Raw genomic sequence first — 18835 nt, forward strand, 5'->3', positions numbered from 1 at the left:
AAAATTTGCCTTACATCATATAGGTCGCGGAAAGCAGCGATCTATTAACTATCCTATGCTATCGAAGCTCCGATGCGCGCGTACCCCTCTCGCCTTCGGATCGAGCCGCGAACCTATCGCCGGCTGCTACAGGTCCTGTTGTCGCTTGTTGCGGCACTCGTGGTGCTGTTCGCTCTCGACGTTCCCAAGCTGATCGACGAAATGCCGCGCGTCCTTGTGTCGCGCACCATGCAACGACCGGTTTCCGGTGACATCGTTCTGGTCACCACCGAACGCTCCAAAGGAGAGATCGATACCGTCGCCGCGCGCGAAGCCAAGGCCATCGCCGCGCTGGACGCGATGAAGCCCGAACGGATCGTGTTCGAGGGACGCTTTCCAGCCGACGATCCGGGTATCCCTGCCCTGCGTCAAAGCATCGATGCCGCAAAAGCGCCCGTCATCGTCGCATGGCCCGCCGCCGCCGGCGACCTGAATGCGCAGGATTCGCTGACCGTGTCGCGCAATGCGTCGCTGCCGGTCGATGGTGAGGCTGTCGATGCCAACTGGACCTCGCTAACGGGCTATGTGTTCGAGGCCGACTACGCATTCGAGGCCGATGGCAAGCAATTCCCCCGTCTGGGTGCCGCCATTGCCGGTAAGACAAAGGCGCCCGGCAATCCCTATCCCATCGATTTCCGCTATGCGCCGCAGACTATTCCGGTCATCACGCTCGACGATCTGGAACAGGGCCGGGTCGAATCTGCGGCGGTATCCGGCAAGCGCCTTGTTGTCGCGGCGCCAGCCAGCGGATCGCAAAGCCTGGTCAATACGCCGCTGCGCAAATCCATGCCAAGCACGATCGTCGGCGCGATCGCGGCAGAGACGCTGCTTTCGGACAGCCTGCAGCCGGTCGACTGGTTTCTGCCCTTTCTCGCCTTTGGCCTTGCGCTTGCGCTTGCAGCCGCCCTTCCCAAACAACCCCGCCGCTTTTCCTATGCGGTTCTCGCCATCGCATCGCTTGCGGCGCCCTTCGTGGCCGCCCGCTTCGATCTGCTGCTGCCGACCGGCATGGTCTATACCTTGCTGGGAATCTATGCGGCCGTGCGCATTCGCAACAACTGGCGAGAGCGCGCCGCCAGCGTCGATGCGACGTCGGGCCTGTCGAATTTCAACGCCCTTCTCGACGATTTCCCCAAGTCCCGTGGAAGGCTCGTCATCGCTCGGGTCGAGAATTTCGAGGAAATCCTCGCCAGCCTCGAGCCATCGCTTCATCGCAGCTTTATCCAGCAGATTTCGCAGCGCCTGTCGGTGGGCAACGAGGTGCGGATCTATACCGATACCACCGGCCATTTCGCCTGGTTCGACGAGATGGAGCATGCCAAGAGCCATATTACCGGCTTGCTCGCACTGGCCAGCGCGCCGCTTCGGGTGTCCGACCGGACGCTCGATTTTTCCTGCGCGTTCGGCATTCTCGACAATGACGTCGCCAAGCCGCGACAGGCGATCAGCGCGACCATTGTCGCAGCCGAGCTCGCGTCGAAAAGGCCAAGCCGCATGGCGCTGGTCAGCGAACAGGGCGGATCGGACACCGACTGGCAATTGTCGCTGCACTCCTCGCTCGATCATGCGATCGCGCATCAGCATATCTATCTGCTGTTCCAGCCCCAATGTTTGCTGGAAAACGGCCATGTCGTCGGGGCCGAGGCATTGGTCCGCTGGAAGCACCCCCAGCGGGGCGAAATCAGCCCGACCGAGTTCATCCCCTTTATCGAAAAGGCAGGCCGGTTAAAGCCTTTGACGGCGCATACGCTGCGCCTGGCCGCCCGTTCTGCCAATGCGGCCCTGAATGCAGGGGCGCGGATCTCGGTCAATATTTCGGCCACTCTGCTGGCCGAGCATGATTTCGTATCGCTGATATGCGACAATATCGCAGCCGGTGGCGGCAGGCCCGAAGCAATCACGATCGAGATCACCGAAACCGCCAAGATCGACGATTTCCGTACCGCTGCGCGCAATCTGGAACGGCTGCAGGAACGCGGATTTCATATCTCGCTTGACGATTTCGGGACGGGCGAAGCCAATCTGTCGCTGTTGGTCGGCCTGCCATGCGACGAAATCAAGATCGACCGCAGCTTCGTCGCCCTTGCCCAGCATAACGACCGTGCGCGCATCGTAATCCGCGCGTTGAACGATACCGCGCGCAAGGCTGGCATGCGCCTTGTCGCCGAAGGGATCGAGACCGAAGACGAGCAGGACCTGCTGATTTCGCTGGGCTGCGTGATCGGTCAGGGCTTTCTGTACGGGCGACCGATGCGGATATCCGAATTGCTGGGCATGCTGGATGTCAGGGAAAATGCCGAAGCCAGGAAATTAACTCTTTATTAACTATCGTTTTAAGGTTAACAGGGAGGCCTCAGTAACTGGAGGCCTAACATGCGTAACCGTAAGCCGAGCACCGCCGCACGCGGTCTGATCGACTGGATCTGGGGTCTGAAGACCGACCGTTAATCGGTTATCCAAACGACCAGCCCCGCCCCTAACCGGGCGGGGTTTTTCATTGGTTCGTTCCGGAAATCCGCGGAATTCCATCGCTTTCCACGCCGTCAGACACTGCCCCCGGCTACCGCGAAACGCCTGATCACATCGATATTGCAATTCACATTGCAATGTGACAGTGCAACGCCATGACAAGCACTCAACTCAGCTCGACTCAGGATCAGATTCGCCAATTGGTCGATTCGGGGCGCATGACGAAAAGCGCAATCGCACGCGCTGCCGGTCTTCACGCGAACAGCCTTCGGGATTGCGATGAACCGCACTGGAACCCGACTTCCGAGACGCTGTCGAAGCTGAACATGTTCCTCCGTTCGAACAGCGACCGCAATGTCATCGCGTCGCCGGAAGAAATCATCGATGAAGCGCGTAACGGGCGCATGTTCATTCTTGTCGATGACGAAGATCGCGAGAACGAGGGGGATCTGGTCATCCCCGCGCAGATGGCGACGCCATCCGCGATCAATTTCATGGCGACGCATGGCCGCGGGCTGATCTGCCTCGCTCTGGCGAAAAAGCGGGTCGAACAGCTTGGCCTTGAACTGATGAGCCGGAACAACCGTACCCGGCACGAGACGGCGTTCACCACATCGATCGAGGCGCGCGAAGGCGTGACCACCGGCATCAGCGCGGCAGACCGCGCCCGCACGGTCAGTGTCGCCATCGACGCATCGAAGGGGCGCGAGGATATCGTGACCCCCGGCCATGTGTTTCCGCTGATCGCCCGCGACGGCGGCGTTCTGACCCGTGCCGGACATACCGAGGCAGCGGTGGATATCGCACGCCTCGCCGGCCTGAACCCGTCGGGCGTGATCTGCGAAATCATGAACGATGACGGCACCATGTCGCGCATGGACGATTTGGTCCGCTTTGCGCGTATGCACGATCTGAAAGTCGGCACGATCCGCGACCTGATCGCCTATCGCCGCCGCCATGACCGTCACGTCAAGATCGTGTCGGAAAGCAGTTTCGAAACAGCAGACGGCGCTCGCTGGAACGCCATGGCATTCCGCAACGAACCAACCGGTGACGAGATGATCGCGCTGGTACACGGGCGGATCAATCCCGAAGAGCCTGTGCTCGTGCGCATGCATACGCTGGACATGTTCGCCGATGTTTTTGGCGAGAACGGGCCGCGTAACGGGCTGTTCCGCAATGCCATGAAAGAGATCGAGGTTGCAGGCTCGGGCGTAATCGTTGCGATCAGCCAGCTGCGTGGCGGCGCTGTCGGACGGATGCTCGACCAGCGCGAAGGACGTGGCGGTCCCGATATGGACGAATTGCGCGATTATGGCGTTGGTGCGCAAATCCTTGCCGAGCTTGGCGTGCACGAGATGATCCTGCTCACCACTTCGCATCATTCGCTGATTGCGCTGGAAGGTTACGGCCTGTCGATCGTCGAGGAGCGCCTGCTGTCGGCGGCTCCGGTAACCGCAAATATCGAAGCCTGACATTCCGCCCCTTTAGTCCTGTCATTCGGAGAATATCGTGGCCCGTTTCCTGATTGTGGAAGCCCGCTTCTACTCGCACCTCAACGACATGCTGATCGCAGGCGCCCGCGCCGCGCTGGAGGCTGACGGCCATGAGGCAGAGGTCATCACCGTGCCCGGCGCGCTGGAAATTCCGGCGGCGATCGCGATGGCAGCCGAAAGCGGCCGCTATGACGGGTTTGTCGCGATCGGCGTCGTCATTCGCGGAGAGACCTATCATTTCGAGATTGTCGCGGGTGAAAGCGCGCGGGGCATCATGGCGTTGAACATGGACGGCATCGCCATCGGCAACGGCATTCTGACAGTCGAAAACGAAGATCAGGCCATCGTCCGCGCCGATCCTGCCCAGAAAGACAAGGGCGGCGAGGCTGCAAAGGCCGCCCTCGCCCTGCTGGAGCTGTCGGGCCGCTTCGCCGCCTGATTACCAGATCGCGGCGCGCTCTTCCGGCGAGAGATAGAGCGCGTCGTTTTCCTGCACATCGAACGCGCGATACCACGCATCGACATTGCGTACCCCTGCCACGCGAAAGCGCGGCAATATCGTGGTGCCATTTGCGACCAGTCGGCGGGCATAAGCCTCGTTCAACCGGCTCGCCCATAATTGGGCGAAGGAGATGAAGAAGCGCTGGTCGCCGGTGAACCCTTCGATCACGCGCGGTTCGCGCCCCTCCAGCGAAGCGCGATAGGCATCATAGGCTGCGGTCAGGCCAGCCAGATCGGCAGCATTTCCGGATTTCGCGGTCTCTCCATCCAGTGGCAAATCGGAAAAAGCCCGGTAACCGCCGATTTGACGTGCCAATGCGTCGGCTCGGCGATCCAGCGTCTGCCGGTCTTCGCCCGTCAGCCAGCCGGCGATGCGATTACCGTCATCCACCATCGCGCCTGCCGGATCGACGGCACGGCTCATTTCGCGTCCGATGACCATGCCGATGGCACCGTAATTGGCGGCGGTATCGGCCTCCGGATCATAGAACGGCGGTTGCAGGATCGCCGCTGGGATGATGATCCCGTTTTCCAGCGGAAGGTAGGCCGCGACCATGCGATGCGAACCGATCCGCCACCGTAATGCCTTGCCAGAGGCCCCAATCGACGCAATTTCGCGCGCATAGGCCGCGCGTTCTGCCGCCACCGTTCTGGCATAGGCATTATTGCCCACCGCCTTGAGCTGCGCGATCTCCCGATAGGTTTCGGGATAGCCGATGCCGGTCTTCAGGGCTTCCAGCTTGGCGATGGCCTGCTCCCTTACCCCCTCTCCCAGCGCGCCGTCACTGGCGATCCGCGCGATCAGCGCCTCGCGGACCCGTTCGGCCATAATCTCGACATCGCGCTGTTCCTCTTCGGAGAAATAGCGTTCGGCATAAAGCCTGCTCATGGTCTCACCGAACAGTACGCCGATCCGGTCCACCACCTGCTCTTCCAGCGGCGCAATGCGCAGCCGCCCTTCAAGCCGTCGCTGATAGAACGCCGCATGGGCGCTGCCGAAATTGTCGGGCAATACGGCGGCATGGTCGTTCAGCCGGTGGAACACCAGCCAGTCGCGCCATGCCTCGACCGGTTCAGATGTGGTCAGCGCCGACAATGCGGTCATGGCGGCAGGTTGGAACAGCGCTATGCGATCCGCGTCCTGCAAACCGGCCGCGACCAGCAAGCGTTCCCAGTCGAGGCCCGGTGCGTTGGCAGCCAGTTCCTCCCTGCTCCAGACTGTGGCCGGCTCCAACAGGGCGCGCCCTTGCAACACGGGCCCTTGCGCCTCGGCCAGCCTGACTTCCAGCGCCAATACCGCGTCGGCCCGCGCGGTCGCATCATCCAGCCCTGCCAGCGACAAGGTGCGCGCCACCAGATCGCGATAGGCTGCGCGGTCGGCCTGTGCCGCACGGTCCTGCGCCAGATAGGTCGCACGATCGGGCAGGCCCAGCCCGCCCGTGAACAGCCATGCCACCGTTCGCCCGTCGTCAGGCGCGGGCATGGCGGCAACCGCGAAGAGATTGCCCGTCCCATCCTCTGGCGCCAGCAGCGGATTAAAATCCGCGCGCAGCGTGCCGCCGATCACTTCGGACAGCATGCCGATATCGCCAACCGACTGGAACCGCTTGATATCACCAAGCACTGGCGAAATGCCCTGCCGGTTGATGGCCGTGCGATCCATAAAGCTGCGATAATAGTCGCGCACCACCGCTTCGGGAGTGCCCGCGTCCTGCGGGCGGCCTGCGATATCCTCGACAATCGTGGTCAGCCGCCGGTCAAGCTCTGCCTGCGCGCGCGACTGGCGGGCGATGAAATCCGAACCTTCGGGGATTTGCGCGGCGGCCAGCCAGTTGCCATTGGCGTAACGATAGAAATCATTGCCCGGATCGATAGCCGTGTCGATATCGGCCGTGCTGATCCCGATGGCCGTCCCCTGAAAGGGCGAGACATCCTGATCGTCAGCCGCCGAACAGGCGTAGAGCGCCACGACCGCCACCAATCCCGCCACAAGGCGCGCCCAGTTGCGTGTCACTCGGGTCAGGACGGAAAGGGTGCGAAGTGGCAAGAACAGGCTCTGGCTTTGGATTGCGCGGGTTGCCGGCACAATATGTGGCGAAATAATGGCACTTCGTGTTCTAATGATTTGCAGCCCGCCGCGCAAATCGTTCCGATCCGCCCGCCAATGCATAAACGCCAATACCGTGACGGATCGCGCCGCCACGGCATTGTCGCATCATACCATGGCGATCAGGCGAGACGACCGAACGCCCCGTTGCCCGCATAAAGCGCGCTTGCGCCCAGCTCCTCCTCGATACGGATAAGCTGGTTGTACTTGGCAAGCCGGTCCGAACGGGCAAGCGAGCCGGTCTTGATCTGCCCGCAATTGGTCGCAACGGCCAGATCGGCAATGGTCGAATCCTCGGTCTCGCCCGAACGGTGGCTCATCACCGCGGTATAGCCTGCGCGGTTCGCCATGCTGACGGCTTCCAGCGTTTCGGTCAGCGTGCCGATCTGGTTGACCTTGACCAGCAGCGAATTGGCCAGACCCTGCTCGATCCCCATCGACAGGCGGCGCGGATTGGTCACGAACAGATCGTCGCCTACCAGTTGCACCTTGTTGCCGATCTTGTCGGTCAATGCCTTCCAGCCTTCGAAATCGTCCTCGGCCATGCCGTCCTCGATCGAACGGATCGGGTAATTGGCGCACAGATCGGCCAGATAATCGGCCATTTCCACACCGGTCAGCGAAATCCCCTCGCCCGCGATGTCATAGCGGCCATCGGCAAAGAATTCGGTGCTTGCGCAATCGAGCGCGATGGCCACATCGTCACCCGGCTTGAAACCCGCCTTTTCGATCGACGTCATGATGAAATCCAGCGCGTCGCGCGTGCTGGCAAGGTTCGGTGCGAAACCGCCCTCGTCGCCCACGGCGGTCGACAGGCCTTTTTCCGACAGGCCCTTTTTCAGCGTGTGAAAGATTTCCGCGCCCCAGCGCACAGCCTCGGCAATCGATTCGGCGCCGACGGGCATGACCATGAATTCCTGGAAATCGATGGGATTGTCGGCATGTTCGCCGCCATTGATGATGTTCATCATCGGCACCGGAAGCATATGCGCCGACACGCCCCCGACATAGGAATAAAGCGGCAGGCCGCGCGCCGCAGCAGCGGCCTTGGCCGTCGCCAGCGAAACGCCAAGGATCGCATTGGCGCCCAGACGGGCCTTGTTCTCGGTCCCGTCCAGTTCGATCATGGCATAATCGATGTCCCGCTGATCTTCGGCATCAAGGCCAAGCAGCATATCGGAAATCTCGGTATTACAAGCGTCTACCGCCTTGAGCACGCCCTTACCCAAATAGCGCGATTTATCGCCGTCACGCAGTTCCACCGCCTCATGCGCGCCGGTCGATGCGCCCGAGGGAACGGCCGCGCGGCCCATGGAACCGTCTTCCAGCAGCACATCCACCTCGACGGTCGGATTACCGCGACTGTCGAGGATTTCGCGCGCGTGGATATCGATGATCGCGGTCATTGGTAAAAGCCTCTCATGCTAAGTGTGCCCCGGACGGGGCCAGGTGGTGATAGAAAATTGCTGCGTTAAGCGTCGCGTGTTTCGTGATATGGTCGCGGATTAGTTGGCGGAACAATGGCTGGCAACAGTCGTTATTGCATCAGCGAACGGGGGCGGGTCGCAAAGCCCCCGAAAAAGGCCGAAAGGTTCGCATTGCCGGAAGCAATGCGCCAACCGGACGGTTTCGAAGAACCGCCGGGCTGGCGGATTTCCGTCCGCCCGACCAGTTTCAACTCGGCCCCTCGCCAAGGGCCGGTCAGGACGAGAGATGCAAACCATGGTCAATCCCACCGATAGCACCCCCGCAGCAACCGATCACGCGAATGATCATCGGGCCGAAGCCAAGAGCCGCTTTTCCAAGGCTCTCGACGAAGCCAAGGCAGGCGTGGCCGAACTGAAGGCCGAAGCAATGGAAAAATCGGGCAGTTATAAGGATCGCGCCGGTGAAAAGGGCGAACAGCTGAAGGGCGACGCCGCCGCCTATGGCGAGCAGGCGAAGGCCAAGGCCTATGAACTGGCAAACGATACCAAGTCGAAGACCAGCGAAGGCATGGTCGCACTGTCGAAGCTGATCACCGACAATGTCGCCACCGTCGATGAGAAGCTGGGCGTGAAATATGGCGACTATGCGCGCAGTGCGGCAGGAAGCCTTGAGAAGAACGCAGCCTCGCTCGACGAAAAATCGCTGGAGCAACTGGGCGACGATGCGCGCGAATATGTCCGCAAGAGCCCCGGCACGGCGATTGCCATTGCCGCAGGTGCCGGTTTCCTGCTGGCCCGCCTGTTCCGGCGTCGCTAACGCCATGGGTCAAGGGGCGGCGTGGGGAGCGAGGCTCGCAGCGCCGCCCAAATCCGGGCGCCTTTAGCAGACGCCATGAATGAGAATTACGCGCTTTCGGCCCATTGGTCCGGCGCGACAGGGGGAAGTGCTTCATGTCGGAAAGTGCCGACGACATCGCGGCCGAACGTTCACTGGTGGAAGACGTGCGCGCCTTGGTCGAGGACGGCAAGATGCTGGCCGAGGCCGAGATCGATTTCCATAAAAAGCGCGCCATCTATGCCGCCAATTCGGCGAAGGGCATTGGCGCGATGTTCGTGGCGGCGGCCGTGTTCGGTTTCTTTGCCCTGATGGCCCTGATCGTCGGGCTGATCGTGTCGCTGGGCCAGCATATCACCTATTGGGGATCGACCGCCCTTGTGACCGGCGTATTGGCGATCGTAGCCCTGCTGCTGGCGCAGCGCGGCGCGGCGAAAATGCGGCGGATGAAACAGGTCATCTCGGACGGGGACGATTAAACCGATGAGCGAGGAAGAAGTCCTTGAAGCCAAGCGCCTTCGCGGTGCAGCGCGCAGCGTATTCGAAACCCAGCGAGAGATGGTGCGCGCCGATCTGGGCGCTGCCGGCGTTGGCAAGCGTGTCGCCACACGGCTGGTCGACGACGGCAGGATGATCGCAGAGGAGGCCGCCGATGCGGCTAGCACGCATAAAACGCTGCTGACGCTGGGTGCGCTTGGCCTGACCGGCTGGTTCCTGCGCGGGCCCATCATGGCCTTTGCGGGTAATCTGCTGGGGTATGGCGATGAAGGAGGCGACGATCAGCGACTGGATCCCGCCGCCCCCGCCTCTGACGCTGAACCCGAATAACACTCCCCGCAGTTTCGGAACCCGATCCTGTCGGGGCGATTGAATAAGCAAGACTGACATCAAGACGAGGTATTGACCCGTGACCGAGACCAAACCCGCCCTGAAAGCCGTGGAAACGCCGCAGCCTGTTGTGCCCGCCGATAATGATCTGGCCCCGCCGCAGGAGCCTACTCTGGCAGAGAAGATTTCTGCCGCGCAGGCCCGCATTGCCGAACGCACGGCCCCTGCCCGCGCCAAGGCAATGGAGCAGACCAAGGCAGCTGCGGGCGATGCGAAAAAATTCGTGAAGGAACATCCGTTCATCGCCGTATCGGGCGCGGTTGCCATCGGCGCTCTGATTGCGCTGTCGCTTCCGGGCAAACCGGGTCGCAAGGTACGGGGATCGGTGATGTCGGCTGGCGGCCTGCTGGCCGAACTGGCCGCAACCTATGGCGGTCAGATGATGGCTTTGGCGCAGAATGCCACCGAAGGATCGCGCGAGAAGCTGGGCGAATGGGGCGAACGCGTTGCCGAGACCGGTGGCCATATCGCGCATGAATTTGCTGAACGCGGCGAAGGCACCATGCTGTCGGCCCGCCACATCGGCGAAAAGGCAGCCATGGCCGCACGCCACGCCGGTGAGGATGCCGGTTTCAAGACCCGCTCGCTGATATCGCGCATCCGCCACTGATCGGAATCGCTTATCGTCAGGCGCCCCGCCTGCCGGCCTTTCGTTCAAATGCGACTTGTGGCCAATTGCAACTTGGGATCGCCCAAGCGATACGCTAAGGCCGCCCTATCCAAGCCAGCCCACCACTGGCCGACAGGGCGGCTTTCCATTTGCTAGCGGAGTGATTGATGGCGCAAAAACTGCATCTCGTAATGGGCGGTCGGGTAAAGGACCCGCGCGGTCTGGAGTTCGCGGATCTGTCAGCGCTCGATATCGTCGGCGTTTATCCGGATTTCGAATCCGCCGAAAACGCCTGGCGCGGTAAGGCGCAGCAGACCGTCGACGATGCAGAGATGAAATATGTGGTGGTGCACCTGCACCGCCTGCTGGAACCCGATCTGAAGGATTGATCCAGCAAAATGAACGGGGCAGGATGACCATGGTCTCCCGCCCCTTTTCATTGGGTCAGATGAATTCGATCTGCTGGATCACGTAAAAGCGTTCGCCCGAAGGGACGGTCACTTCGATCTCGTCATCCACCTTCTTGCCGATCAGCGCACGGCCCAGCGGGCTGGAATAGCTGATCCGGCCGGATTTGGCATCGGCTTCGGTCGGGCCGACGATCTGATAGCGGACGGGCTTGTCGTCTTCGTCCAGCAGGGTGACGGTCGCGCCGAAAATCACCTTGTCGCCCGACAGTGTCGTCGGATCGATGATCTGCGCGCGGCTGACCTTGTCCTCCAGATCGGCGATCGACGCCTCGACCTGCCCCTGGCGTTCTTTCGCGGCGTGATATTCGGCGTTTTCCGACAGATCGCCATGCGCGCGCGCTTCCTCGATCGCATCGACGATGCGCGGACGTTCTTCACGCAGCAATTTCAGTTCGGCAGTCAGCTTCTCATAGCCTTCCGCCAGCATCGGTACCTTTTCGACACTCGCCATTGTAATTCACTATCCTCCTGGTCCCTCGCCAGCGAAACGAGTTCCCCGTCCCTGCCGCGCCATGCAGCAGGAAAATCGGGGGACTTACGTTGCGGGAGGAACGTTAGCGGTCAGCCATAATAAGCCTGAAGCGAGCGTACTTCAAGCTTGCCGCCGCGTTGGGCCGCAATCGCCTGCGCCGCGACCAGTGCCGCCGCCGCCGTGGTATAGATCGGCACCTTCTCGACCAATGCTGCCTGACGGATCGATTTCGAATCCTTCAGGCTCTGCCAACCCTCGGTCGTGTTGAAGATCAGGTTCACCTCGCCGTCGATTATGGCATCGACGATGTGGGGCCTGCCCTCTGCCACCTTGTTCACCGGTTTCACGTTCACGCCGTTTTCGGCAAGGAAACGCTGCGTCCCGCCGGTGGCGATGACGGTAAAGCCGTTTTCTTCCAACAGTTTGACTGCGGGCAGAATGGTCTGCTTATCGCTATCCTTGACCGATACGAACAACACGCCGCCTTCGGGCATCATCGCGCCCGCGCCCAGCTGGCTCTTGATAAAGGCCGCCGTGAAATCGGGATCGATGCCCATGACTTCGCCGGTGGACTTCATTTCGGGCGAAAGCGCCGGATCGCTGCCGGGGAACTTGTTGAACGGGAACACCGCTTCCTTGACCGCGACATAATCGATGTCGCGCTTGATCGCGGGCAGATCGGCCAGCTTTTCGCCCGCCATCACGCGCGCAGCCAACTTGGCGATGGGCTGGCCGATGGCCTTGGCAACGAAGGGCACGGTCCGGCTGGCGCGCGGGTTGACTTCGATCAGATAGACCTGACCGTCCTTTACAGCGAACTGGATGTTCATCAGTCCGACGACCTTGAGTGCGCGGGCCAGAGCATCGGCCTGACGCTCCATCTCGGCAATGATGTCGTCGGGCAGGCTGTAAGGCGGGATGGTGCAGGCACTGTCGCCCGAATGGACGCCGGCTTCCTCGATATGTTGCATCACGCCCGCGACGACGACATCGGTGCCGTCGCACAGCGCGTCGACATCGCATTCGACAGCATCGCGCAGATACTGGTCGATCAGAACGGGCGAATCGCCCGATACGCGGACCGCCGTTTCCATATATTCGTCGAGCTGCGCCTCGCTATCCACGATCTCCATCGCGCGGCCGCCCAACACATAGGACGGGCGGATCAGCACCGGATAGCCGATCTGCGCCGCAATCCCGCGCGCCTCTTCCTGACTGCGCGCGATGCCGTTCGACGGCTGCAACAGGTCCAGCTTGTTGACCAGCTTGGCAAAGCGTTCGCGGTCTTCGGCAAGGTCGATGGCATCGGGGCTGGTGCCAAGGATCGGAATGCCCGCATCCTCAAGCGCCTGCGCCAGTTTCAACGGAGTCTGGCCGCCGAATTGCACGATCACGCCCACCAATGTGCCCCGCGTCTTTTCGATGTCGAGAATTTCCAGCACATCCTCGGCCGTCAGCGGTTCGAAATAGAGGCGATCCGAAGTGTCGTAATCGGTCGACACGGTTTCCGGATTGCAATTGATCATGATCGTTTCATAGCCTGCCTCTTCCAGCGCAAAGCAGGCGTGGCAGCAGCAGTAATCGAACTCGATCCCCTGCCCGATCCGGTTGGGACCGCCGCCAAGGATCACGATCTTTTTCCGCTCCGACGGGTCAGCCTCGTTCTCGGCCTCTCCGAACAGCGGAGCCTCATAGGTCGAGTACATATAGGGCGTGATCGCCTCGAACTCGGCGGCGCAGCTGTCGATGCGCTTGAACACCGGGCGAACGCCCAGCTTGTGGCGCAGCGCGCGGATTTCCTCTTCGGAAGTGCCGCCCGCCATGGCTTTCAGCGTATCGTGCAGCAGGCCCGAACGCTTCGCCTGCGTCTCGCCCATGCCGCCCGCGACACCGACCGAACGCACGGCCAGCGTGGACAGGCGCTTGTCCGAAAAGCCCATGGCTTTCAGGCGGCGCAAACCCTCGGTCGTGCGCGGCAGGCCATTGGCCATGATCTCGGACTCTTCGGCGATGATCTGTTCGATATGGCGCAGGAACCAGGGATCATATTGCGTGATCGCGTGGATTTCATTCAGCGTCAGCCCTTCGCGGAAAGCCTGCGCCACGATCAGCAGCCGTTCGGGCGTGCGTTCGGACAGGCGCGCGGTCAGCACGTCGCGGCTGGCGCCTTCCAGTTCCTGCACGCGGTTGAACCCGTCGAGCCCGGTTTCGAGGCCTCGCAGCGCCTTTTGCAGCGATTCCTTCATGTTGCGGCCGATCGCCATCACCTCGCCCACCGAGCGCATGGCTGTCGACAGCTTGTTTTCCGCGCCCTTGAACTTTTCAAAGGCGAAGCGCGGGATCTTGGTGACGATATAGTCGATGGTCGGTTCGAAACTGGCAGGGGTCGCGCCGGTGATCTCGTTCGTGATCTCGTCCAGCGTGTAGCCCACGGCCAGCTTGGCCGCGACGCGCGCGATGGGGAAGCCCGTGGCCTTGGACGCCAGCGCCGAAGAGCGCGAGACGCGCGGGTTCATTTCGATCACGATAAGCCGGCCGTCAGCGGGATTCACTGCGAACTGTACGTTCGAACCGCCTGTTTCCACGCCGATTTCGCGCAGCACCTCGATGCTGGCGGTGCGCATGATCTGATATTCCTTGTCGGTCAGGGTCAGCGCAGGGGCAACCGTGATGGAATCGCCGGTGTGCACCCCCATCGGGTCGATATTCTCGATCGAACAGATGATGATGCAATTATCCTTGCGGTCGCGCACCACCTCCATCTCGTATTCTTTCCAGCCGAGCAGCGATTCCTCGATCAGAACCTCGGTCGTGGGGCTGGCGTCGAGGCCTTCGCGCACGATCTGCTCGAACTCCGCCTTGTTATAGGCGATGCCGCCGCCGGTGCCGCCCAGCGTGAAGGACGGACGGATAATGGCGGGCAAGCCGGTGTGCTCCAACACGGCCACTGCCTCGTCCAGCGTGTTGGCAACGCCGCTGCGCGCGGATTCAAGGCCGATCTTGTCCATCGCCTTGCGGAAACGCTGGCGGTTTTCGGCCTTGTCGATGGCGTCGGCATCGGCACCGATCATCGTCACGCCATATTTGTCGAGCGTGCCATTCTCGAAAAGCTTGAGCGCGGTGTTGAGCGCGGTCTGGCCGCCCATCGTCGGCAGCAGCGCATCAGGACGCTCTTTCGCGATCACGCGTTCGACGAATTCCGGTGTGATCGGCTCGACGTATGTTGCGTCGGCCATTTCCGGATCGGTCATGATCGTGGCGGGGTTCGAGTTGACCAGAATGACCCGGTAACCCTCTTCCTTCAGCGCCTTGACCGCCTGCGTGCCCGAATAATCGAACTCGCACGCCTGGCCGATAATGATCGGACCCGCGCCGATGATGAGGATGGAGGAAATGTCAGTGCGTTTGGGCATTATTGCTTCTCTGGAACCTCATAACGTTGATTGCCGACGGAAGGCAGCGAAGTTTCACCTGTCGCTTCAAGCGCCTTCAAAACGCAGCCAGTAATGTGAATGTCTTCGTGCTTAGCGATCACAATTACAGGACCATCGAACGTGATCGTACCAGCGGGAGCGCCACAATCACGAACTATCTGGTCGACTTGCCCCTGAGTCAGATTACCCGCAGCCGTTCGAATTGGGCCTTCAGGGACACCGCACGCTGTTAAAGCTGCGGCCAGACCGATCAGGCTGGCGAGCGATCTCGTCACCCCAACTCACCCACGAACTTCTCGAACAGGTAAAAACTGTCCATCGGCCCCGGCGAAGCCTCGGGGTGGTACTGCACACCGAACGCCTTCTTGCCGGTGATCGCGATGCCGCAATTGGTGCCGTCGAACAGCGACTTGTGCGTCTCAATCACACCTTCGGGCAGCGTATCGCCATCGACCGCGAAGCCGTGGTTCATCGAGGTGATCTCGACCAGACCCTCGGTCTCGCCCCAGATGCCGCCTACGCGCTGCACGGGATGGTTGGCGCCGCGGTGGCCCTGAAACATCTTGGCGGTCTTTGCACCCGCCGCCAGCGCCAGCATCTGGTGGCCGAGGCAGATGCCGAACAACGGAACGTCAGCGTCCAGCAGCGCCTTGATCACCGGCACTGCGTAAACGCCTGTCGCCGCCGGATCGCCGGGGCCGTTCGACAGGAACACGCCATCGGGTTTCAGTGCCATGATCTCGTCATAGCTTGCTTCGGCCGGGACGACGGTGACCTTGGCCCCTGCCCGCACGAGGTTGCGGAAGATATTGTCCTTCGCGCCAAAATCCATGGCGACGACATGCGGGCGGCCATTCGCGCCCGGTTCGCCATAGCCTTCGCCCAACACCCAGTGCCCGCCGGTCCAGCCTTCACTGATCTCTCGGCTGACGCCCTTGGCAAGGTCCAGCCCTTCCAGACCGCTCCACGCAGCCGCCTTGGCGACCAGAGCGTCAATGTCGAACTTGCCCTCGGGGTTGTGCGCGATCACCACATTGGGTGCGCCCTGAATGCGGATACGGCGGGTCAGCGCACGGGTATCCAGCCCCGCGATGCCGATCTTGCCCTTTTTTACCATCCATTCGGGGAAATCGCCCATGGCGCGAAAGTTCGACGGATCGGTCACATCCTCGCGCACCACGCAGCCCAGCGCCGAATCGACCTTGCCTTCGACGTCTTCGTCATTGGTGCCGACATTGCCGATATGCGGGAAGGTGAAGCACACAACCTGCCCCGCATAGGACGGGTCGGTCATCACTTCCTGATATCCGGTCATCGCCGTGTTGAAACAAAGCTCGCCCACGGCTTCGCCCGTGGCGCCGAAGCCGCGCCCGTAAGCGACATGCCCGTCGGCAAATACAAGAACGGCGGTTGCCCCCTGGGGGATAGGCGCGTGCGAAGAAGCGGGGTCGGCCATGTGGCGCTCCGTTAGCTAGGGGTCCGGCGATATGTGCTAAGACCCGTCCGCTAGAGATGGGAGCGCATACCGTCAAGCGGGGTTGCCGCATAAATGCGGATAGCCCCCTTATTAATTGCAATGCTGGTCCCAAGTTCGGTTTGCATCGCCGGTAATCAACCCTATGAGGCCTGCGAAGACGCCGATCACCCCATTTTAAAGAGAAAACCATGCTTCGCGACGATCTCAAGGCCGCCCAGATTCAGGCTATGAAGGAAAAGGAAAAGGAACGGCTCAACGCCGTCCGTCTGATCCTTGCCAAGATCAAGGATCGCGACATCGAACTGCGCACCAGTGAACCGGCAGGCGACGACGATGCGCTGGTGATCGACGTGCTGCAGAAGATGGCCAAACAGCGCCGCGAATCGATTGCGATGTATAACGAAGGCGGCCGCGCCGAACTGGCCGAAGCGGAAGAAAAAGAGTTGGTCGTGATCGAGGAATTCCTGCCCGCGCAGATGAGCGAGGAGGAAACGAAAGCCGCGATCGAGGCGATCAAGGCCGAGACCGGCGCGACCGGCATGAAGGACATGGGCAAGGTCATGGCCGAGCTGAAAGCGCGCCACGGCACCGAGCTGGACATGAGCAAGGCGAGCGGTCTGGTGAAAGCCGCGCTTTCCTGACCTTGTGAGGCGGGGCAACGTGCGCCATTAGAAACCGATGGCGCTTTCACCCCAATGGCTGGACGAATTACGCTCGCGGATCACGCTGTCCGCGCTGATCGGGCGTACCGAAAAGCTGCAGCGCGCGGGGCGTGAGTTCAAGGCGTGCTGCCCGTTCCATAGTGAGAATACGCCCAGCTTTTACGTGAATGACGAAAAGCAGTTTTATCACTGCTTTGGCTGCGGCGCGCATGGCGATGCGATCCGCTGGATGACCGACCAGCGCGGCCTGCCATTCATGGATGCGGTCAAGGAACTGGCCGAACAGGCAGGGATGGAAGTGCCCGCCCCCGATCCGCGCTATGCGCAAGCGGCAGAGCAGCGCGCATCGCTGCATGACGTATTGGCGGAAGCGCAGGGCTTCTTCGTGCGCAATCTGGCAGGACCGGATGGGGCAGCGGCGCGCGCCTATCTGAAACAGCGCGGCATTGGCGAGGCGTTGCAGCGCGAATTCGGTTTCGGCTACGCTCCCGATGCCAAGGGCGCGATCGTAGAGGCTTTATCCGGTTTCGAACGCGACATGCTGATCGAAGCGGGCCTGCTGATCACGGTCGAGGGCAAGGAACCCTATGACCGGTTCCGCGGGCGGCTGATGCTGCCGATCCAGGACCGCCGCGCACGGGTGATCGGCTTTGGCGGACGCATATTGGCCAAGGTCGAGAATGCGCCGAAATATCTGAATTCGCCCGACACTCCGGTCTTTGACAAGGGGCGCACGCTTTACAATATCCACCGCGCCTCCGCCGCTTCGCGCCAGAGCGACCGGCTGGTCGTGGTCGAAGGCTATATGGATGTGATCGCGCTGGCCGGTGCGGGCATTGGCGAGGCGGTTGCCCCGATGGGTACGGCACTGACAGAGCAGCAGATCGAGCTTTTGTGGCGCATGGTGCCGGTACCGGTGTTGTGCTTCGACGGAGATGCGGCGGGCCAGCGCGCGGCCATGCGCGCGGCAGAGCGGGCGCTGCCGATGCTCAGGCCCGGTCACAGCCTGTCGATCGTGACCCTTCCGGAAGGGCTGGACCCCGACGATCTGATCCGCCGCGACGGACCCGCTGCGATGAAGGCGCTGCTGGACAAGGGCGAAAACCTTCTGGACGTGATCTGGCGGCACGAGAAGGCAGCGACAGCGTCGGACACGCCCGAGGCAAAAGCGGGTCTGAAAGAGCGGCTGATGGCGCATGCCGACGCGATACAGCATCCCGATATCCGCGCGCTCTATGTCCGCGACCTGCGGGAACGTTTTTCCGCATTCGCCTTCCCGCCCCGCGCGGCGCGCCAGTTCGGAAACAACGGCCAGTCAGGCGGGCGATTTCAACAAGGGGGCAAGCGGGGTTTTGCCCGCAACGATCGCGCGGCCGCCCCGCCCTCGCCCCTGCTGCGCCAGCTTGGCCCTGCCTCGGCCCGGAACCGGTTGATGGGCGCAGTCATCCTTGGCCTGATGCGGCAACCTGCCTTGCTGGAAACCCGCGCCGAGCAAATATCGCAGCTTCGCCCCGACGATGCCGGACAGGCCCGTGTGCTCGATGCGCTGCTCGAACTTGTGGAAACGGGGCAAATCGCGGCGGGATCGCTTGAAAGTCCCGATATTCCCGCCATATTGGCCGAACGTGGACTGGCCCTGCCCAATGGGGATGCGATCGGCGGCATGAAACTTGCCTTTCTGACCGATCGGACGACACAGGCCGAAGCCGCGAAGGAATTGACGGAGGCTATCTCTCTGCTGGTGGAACGACCTGCGATAGAGGCGGCCCTCGCTTCGGCAACGGCGCGATTTGGCGAGGATCCGGAGGGATCTTTTGCCGAGCAGCAACGCTTGTTGAAGAGAAAGCTGGAATTCGATGCCCGCCTCATGCAAATGGCGGCCATGCGAGGTGGCAGTCAGTAAAATATCAGGCTGGCAGGAAATCATACGATCGACTGCCCCGGCGGG

At 61.7% G+C, this 18835-nt stretch carries 16 protein-coding genes; 10 read left to right on the top strand and 6 right to left on the bottom strand.

Translation table 11 applies throughout. The features are described from left to right. Positions 1-72: 72 nt before the first annotated feature. The 3 genes from LOZ74_RS09750 (at position 73) to ribH (ending at position 4443) form a co-directional block, all read left to right on the top strand. Positions 73-2364, top strand: a complete 2292-nt coding sequence (locus LOZ74_RS09750) for an EAL domain-containing protein (RefSeq protein WP_230291042.1) — start codon at positions 73-75, stop codon at positions 2362-2364. A gap of 362 nt (positions 2365-2726) precedes the next feature. Further along, a complete protein-coding gene (gene ribB / locus LOZ74_RS09755; protein ID WP_230291043.1) occupies positions 2727-3983 on the top strand; it encodes a 3,4-dihydroxy-2-butanone-4-phosphate synthase in 1257 nt (418 codons plus the stop codon). 37 nt (positions 3984-4020) lie between these two features. Then, positions 4021-4443, top strand: coding sequence for a 6,7-dimethyl-8-ribityllumazine synthase (ribH, locus tag LOZ74_RS09760; RefSeq protein ID WP_230291044.1), 423 nt, complete (start codon positions 4021-4023; stop codon positions 4441-4443). Here the strand turns inward: ribH and LOZ74_RS09765 are convergent, their stop codons facing one another. Both LOZ74_RS09765 and eno read right to left on the bottom strand, forming a co-directional pair. Next, on the bottom strand, positions 4444-6552 hold the full coding sequence (locus LOZ74_RS09765; protein ID WP_230291045.1) for a M13-type metalloendopeptidase: 2109 nt from the start codon (positions 6550-6552) through the stop codon (positions 4444-4446). A 182-nt stretch (positions 6553-6734) separates the two neighbouring features. Next, on the bottom strand, positions 6735-8018 hold the full coding sequence (eno, locus tag LOZ74_RS09770) for a phosphopyruvate hydratase (protein ID WP_230291046.1): 1284 nt from the start codon (positions 8016-8018) through the stop codon (positions 6735-6737). Positions 8019-8325: 307 nt separating this feature from the next. On the opposite strand from eno, the gene LOZ74_RS09775 reads away from it, so the two are divergent. The 5 genes from LOZ74_RS09775 to LOZ74_RS09795 all read left to right on the top strand — a co-directional run bounded on the left by LOZ74_RS09775 (position 8326) and on the right by LOZ74_RS09795 (position 10761). Then, positions 8326-8856: a hypothetical protein gene (locus LOZ74_RS09775; RefSeq protein WP_230291047.1), complete on the top strand. Its 531-nt coding sequence runs from the start codon at positions 8326-8328 to the stop codon at positions 8854-8856. A 134-nt stretch (positions 8857-8990) separates the two neighbouring features. Further along, positions 8991-9353, top strand: a complete 363-nt coding sequence (locus LOZ74_RS09780) for a phage holin family protein (RefSeq protein WP_230291048.1) — start codon at positions 8991-8993, stop codon at positions 9351-9353. 4 nt (positions 9354-9357) lie between these two features. Continuing rightward, positions 9358-9702, top strand: coding sequence for a hypothetical protein (locus tag LOZ74_RS09785; protein WP_230291049.1), 345 nt, complete (start codon positions 9358-9360; stop codon positions 9700-9702). Positions 9703-9781: 79 nt separating this feature from the next. Continuing rightward, complete coding sequence (locus LOZ74_RS09790) at positions 9782-10372, top strand: hypothetical protein (RefSeq protein WP_230291050.1); 591 nt, start codon at positions 9782-9784, stop codon at positions 10370-10372. Between the two features lie 167 nt (positions 10373-10539). After that, positions 10540-10761: a DUF4170 domain-containing protein gene (locus tag LOZ74_RS09795; RefSeq protein ID WP_230291051.1), complete on the top strand. Its 222-nt coding sequence runs from the start codon at positions 10540-10542 to the stop codon at positions 10759-10761. 55 nt (positions 10762-10816) lie between these two features. On the opposite strand, the gene greA is transcribed toward LOZ74_RS09795, so the two are convergent. From greA to carA, 4 genes are all read right to left on the bottom strand, one after another. Next, positions 10817-11293 (bottom strand): transcription elongation factor GreA, encoded by a 477-nt coding sequence (greA, locus tag LOZ74_RS09800; RefSeq protein WP_230281005.1) that lies wholly within the window; start codon positions 11291-11293, stop codon positions 10817-10819. A gap of 110 nt (positions 11294-11403) precedes the next feature. After that, positions 11404-14727, bottom strand: coding sequence for a carbamoyl-phosphate synthase large subunit (gene carB / locus LOZ74_RS09805; protein ID WP_230291052.1), 3324 nt, complete (start codon positions 14725-14727; stop codon positions 11404-11406). Beyond that, complete coding sequence (locus LOZ74_RS09810; protein WP_230291053.1) at positions 14727-15023, bottom strand: hypothetical protein; 297 nt, start codon at positions 15021-15023, stop codon at positions 14727-14729. The genes carB and LOZ74_RS09810 overlap by 1 nt, the downstream gene beginning before the upstream one ends. Continuing rightward, complete coding sequence (gene carA, locus LOZ74_RS09815) at positions 15020-16204, bottom strand: glutamine-hydrolyzing carbamoyl-phosphate synthase small subunit (protein WP_230291054.1); 1185 nt, start codon at positions 16202-16204, stop codon at positions 15020-15022. The genes LOZ74_RS09810 and carA overlap by 4 nt, the downstream gene beginning before the upstream one ends. A gap of 209 nt (positions 16205-16413) precedes the next feature. Between carA and LOZ74_RS09820 the strand changes: the two genes are divergently transcribed. Together LOZ74_RS09820 and dnaG are read left to right on the top strand one after the other, a co-directional pair. Then, entirely contained in the window at positions 16414-16866 is a 453-nt protein-coding gene (locus tag LOZ74_RS09820; protein ID WP_230291055.1) for a GatB/YqeY domain-containing protein, read from the top strand. 37 nt (positions 16867-16903) lie between these two features. Next, on the top strand, positions 16904-18790 hold the full coding sequence (gene dnaG / locus LOZ74_RS09825) for a DNA primase (protein WP_230291056.1): 1887 nt from the start codon (positions 16904-16906) through the stop codon (positions 18788-18790). Positions 18791-18835 lie beyond the last annotated feature (45 nt).

This window comes from Croceicoccus sp. Ery5 (assembly GCF_020985325.1).
Taxonomy (GTDB): Bacteria; Pseudomonadota; Alphaproteobacteria; order Sphingomonadales; family Sphingomonadaceae; genus Croceicoccus.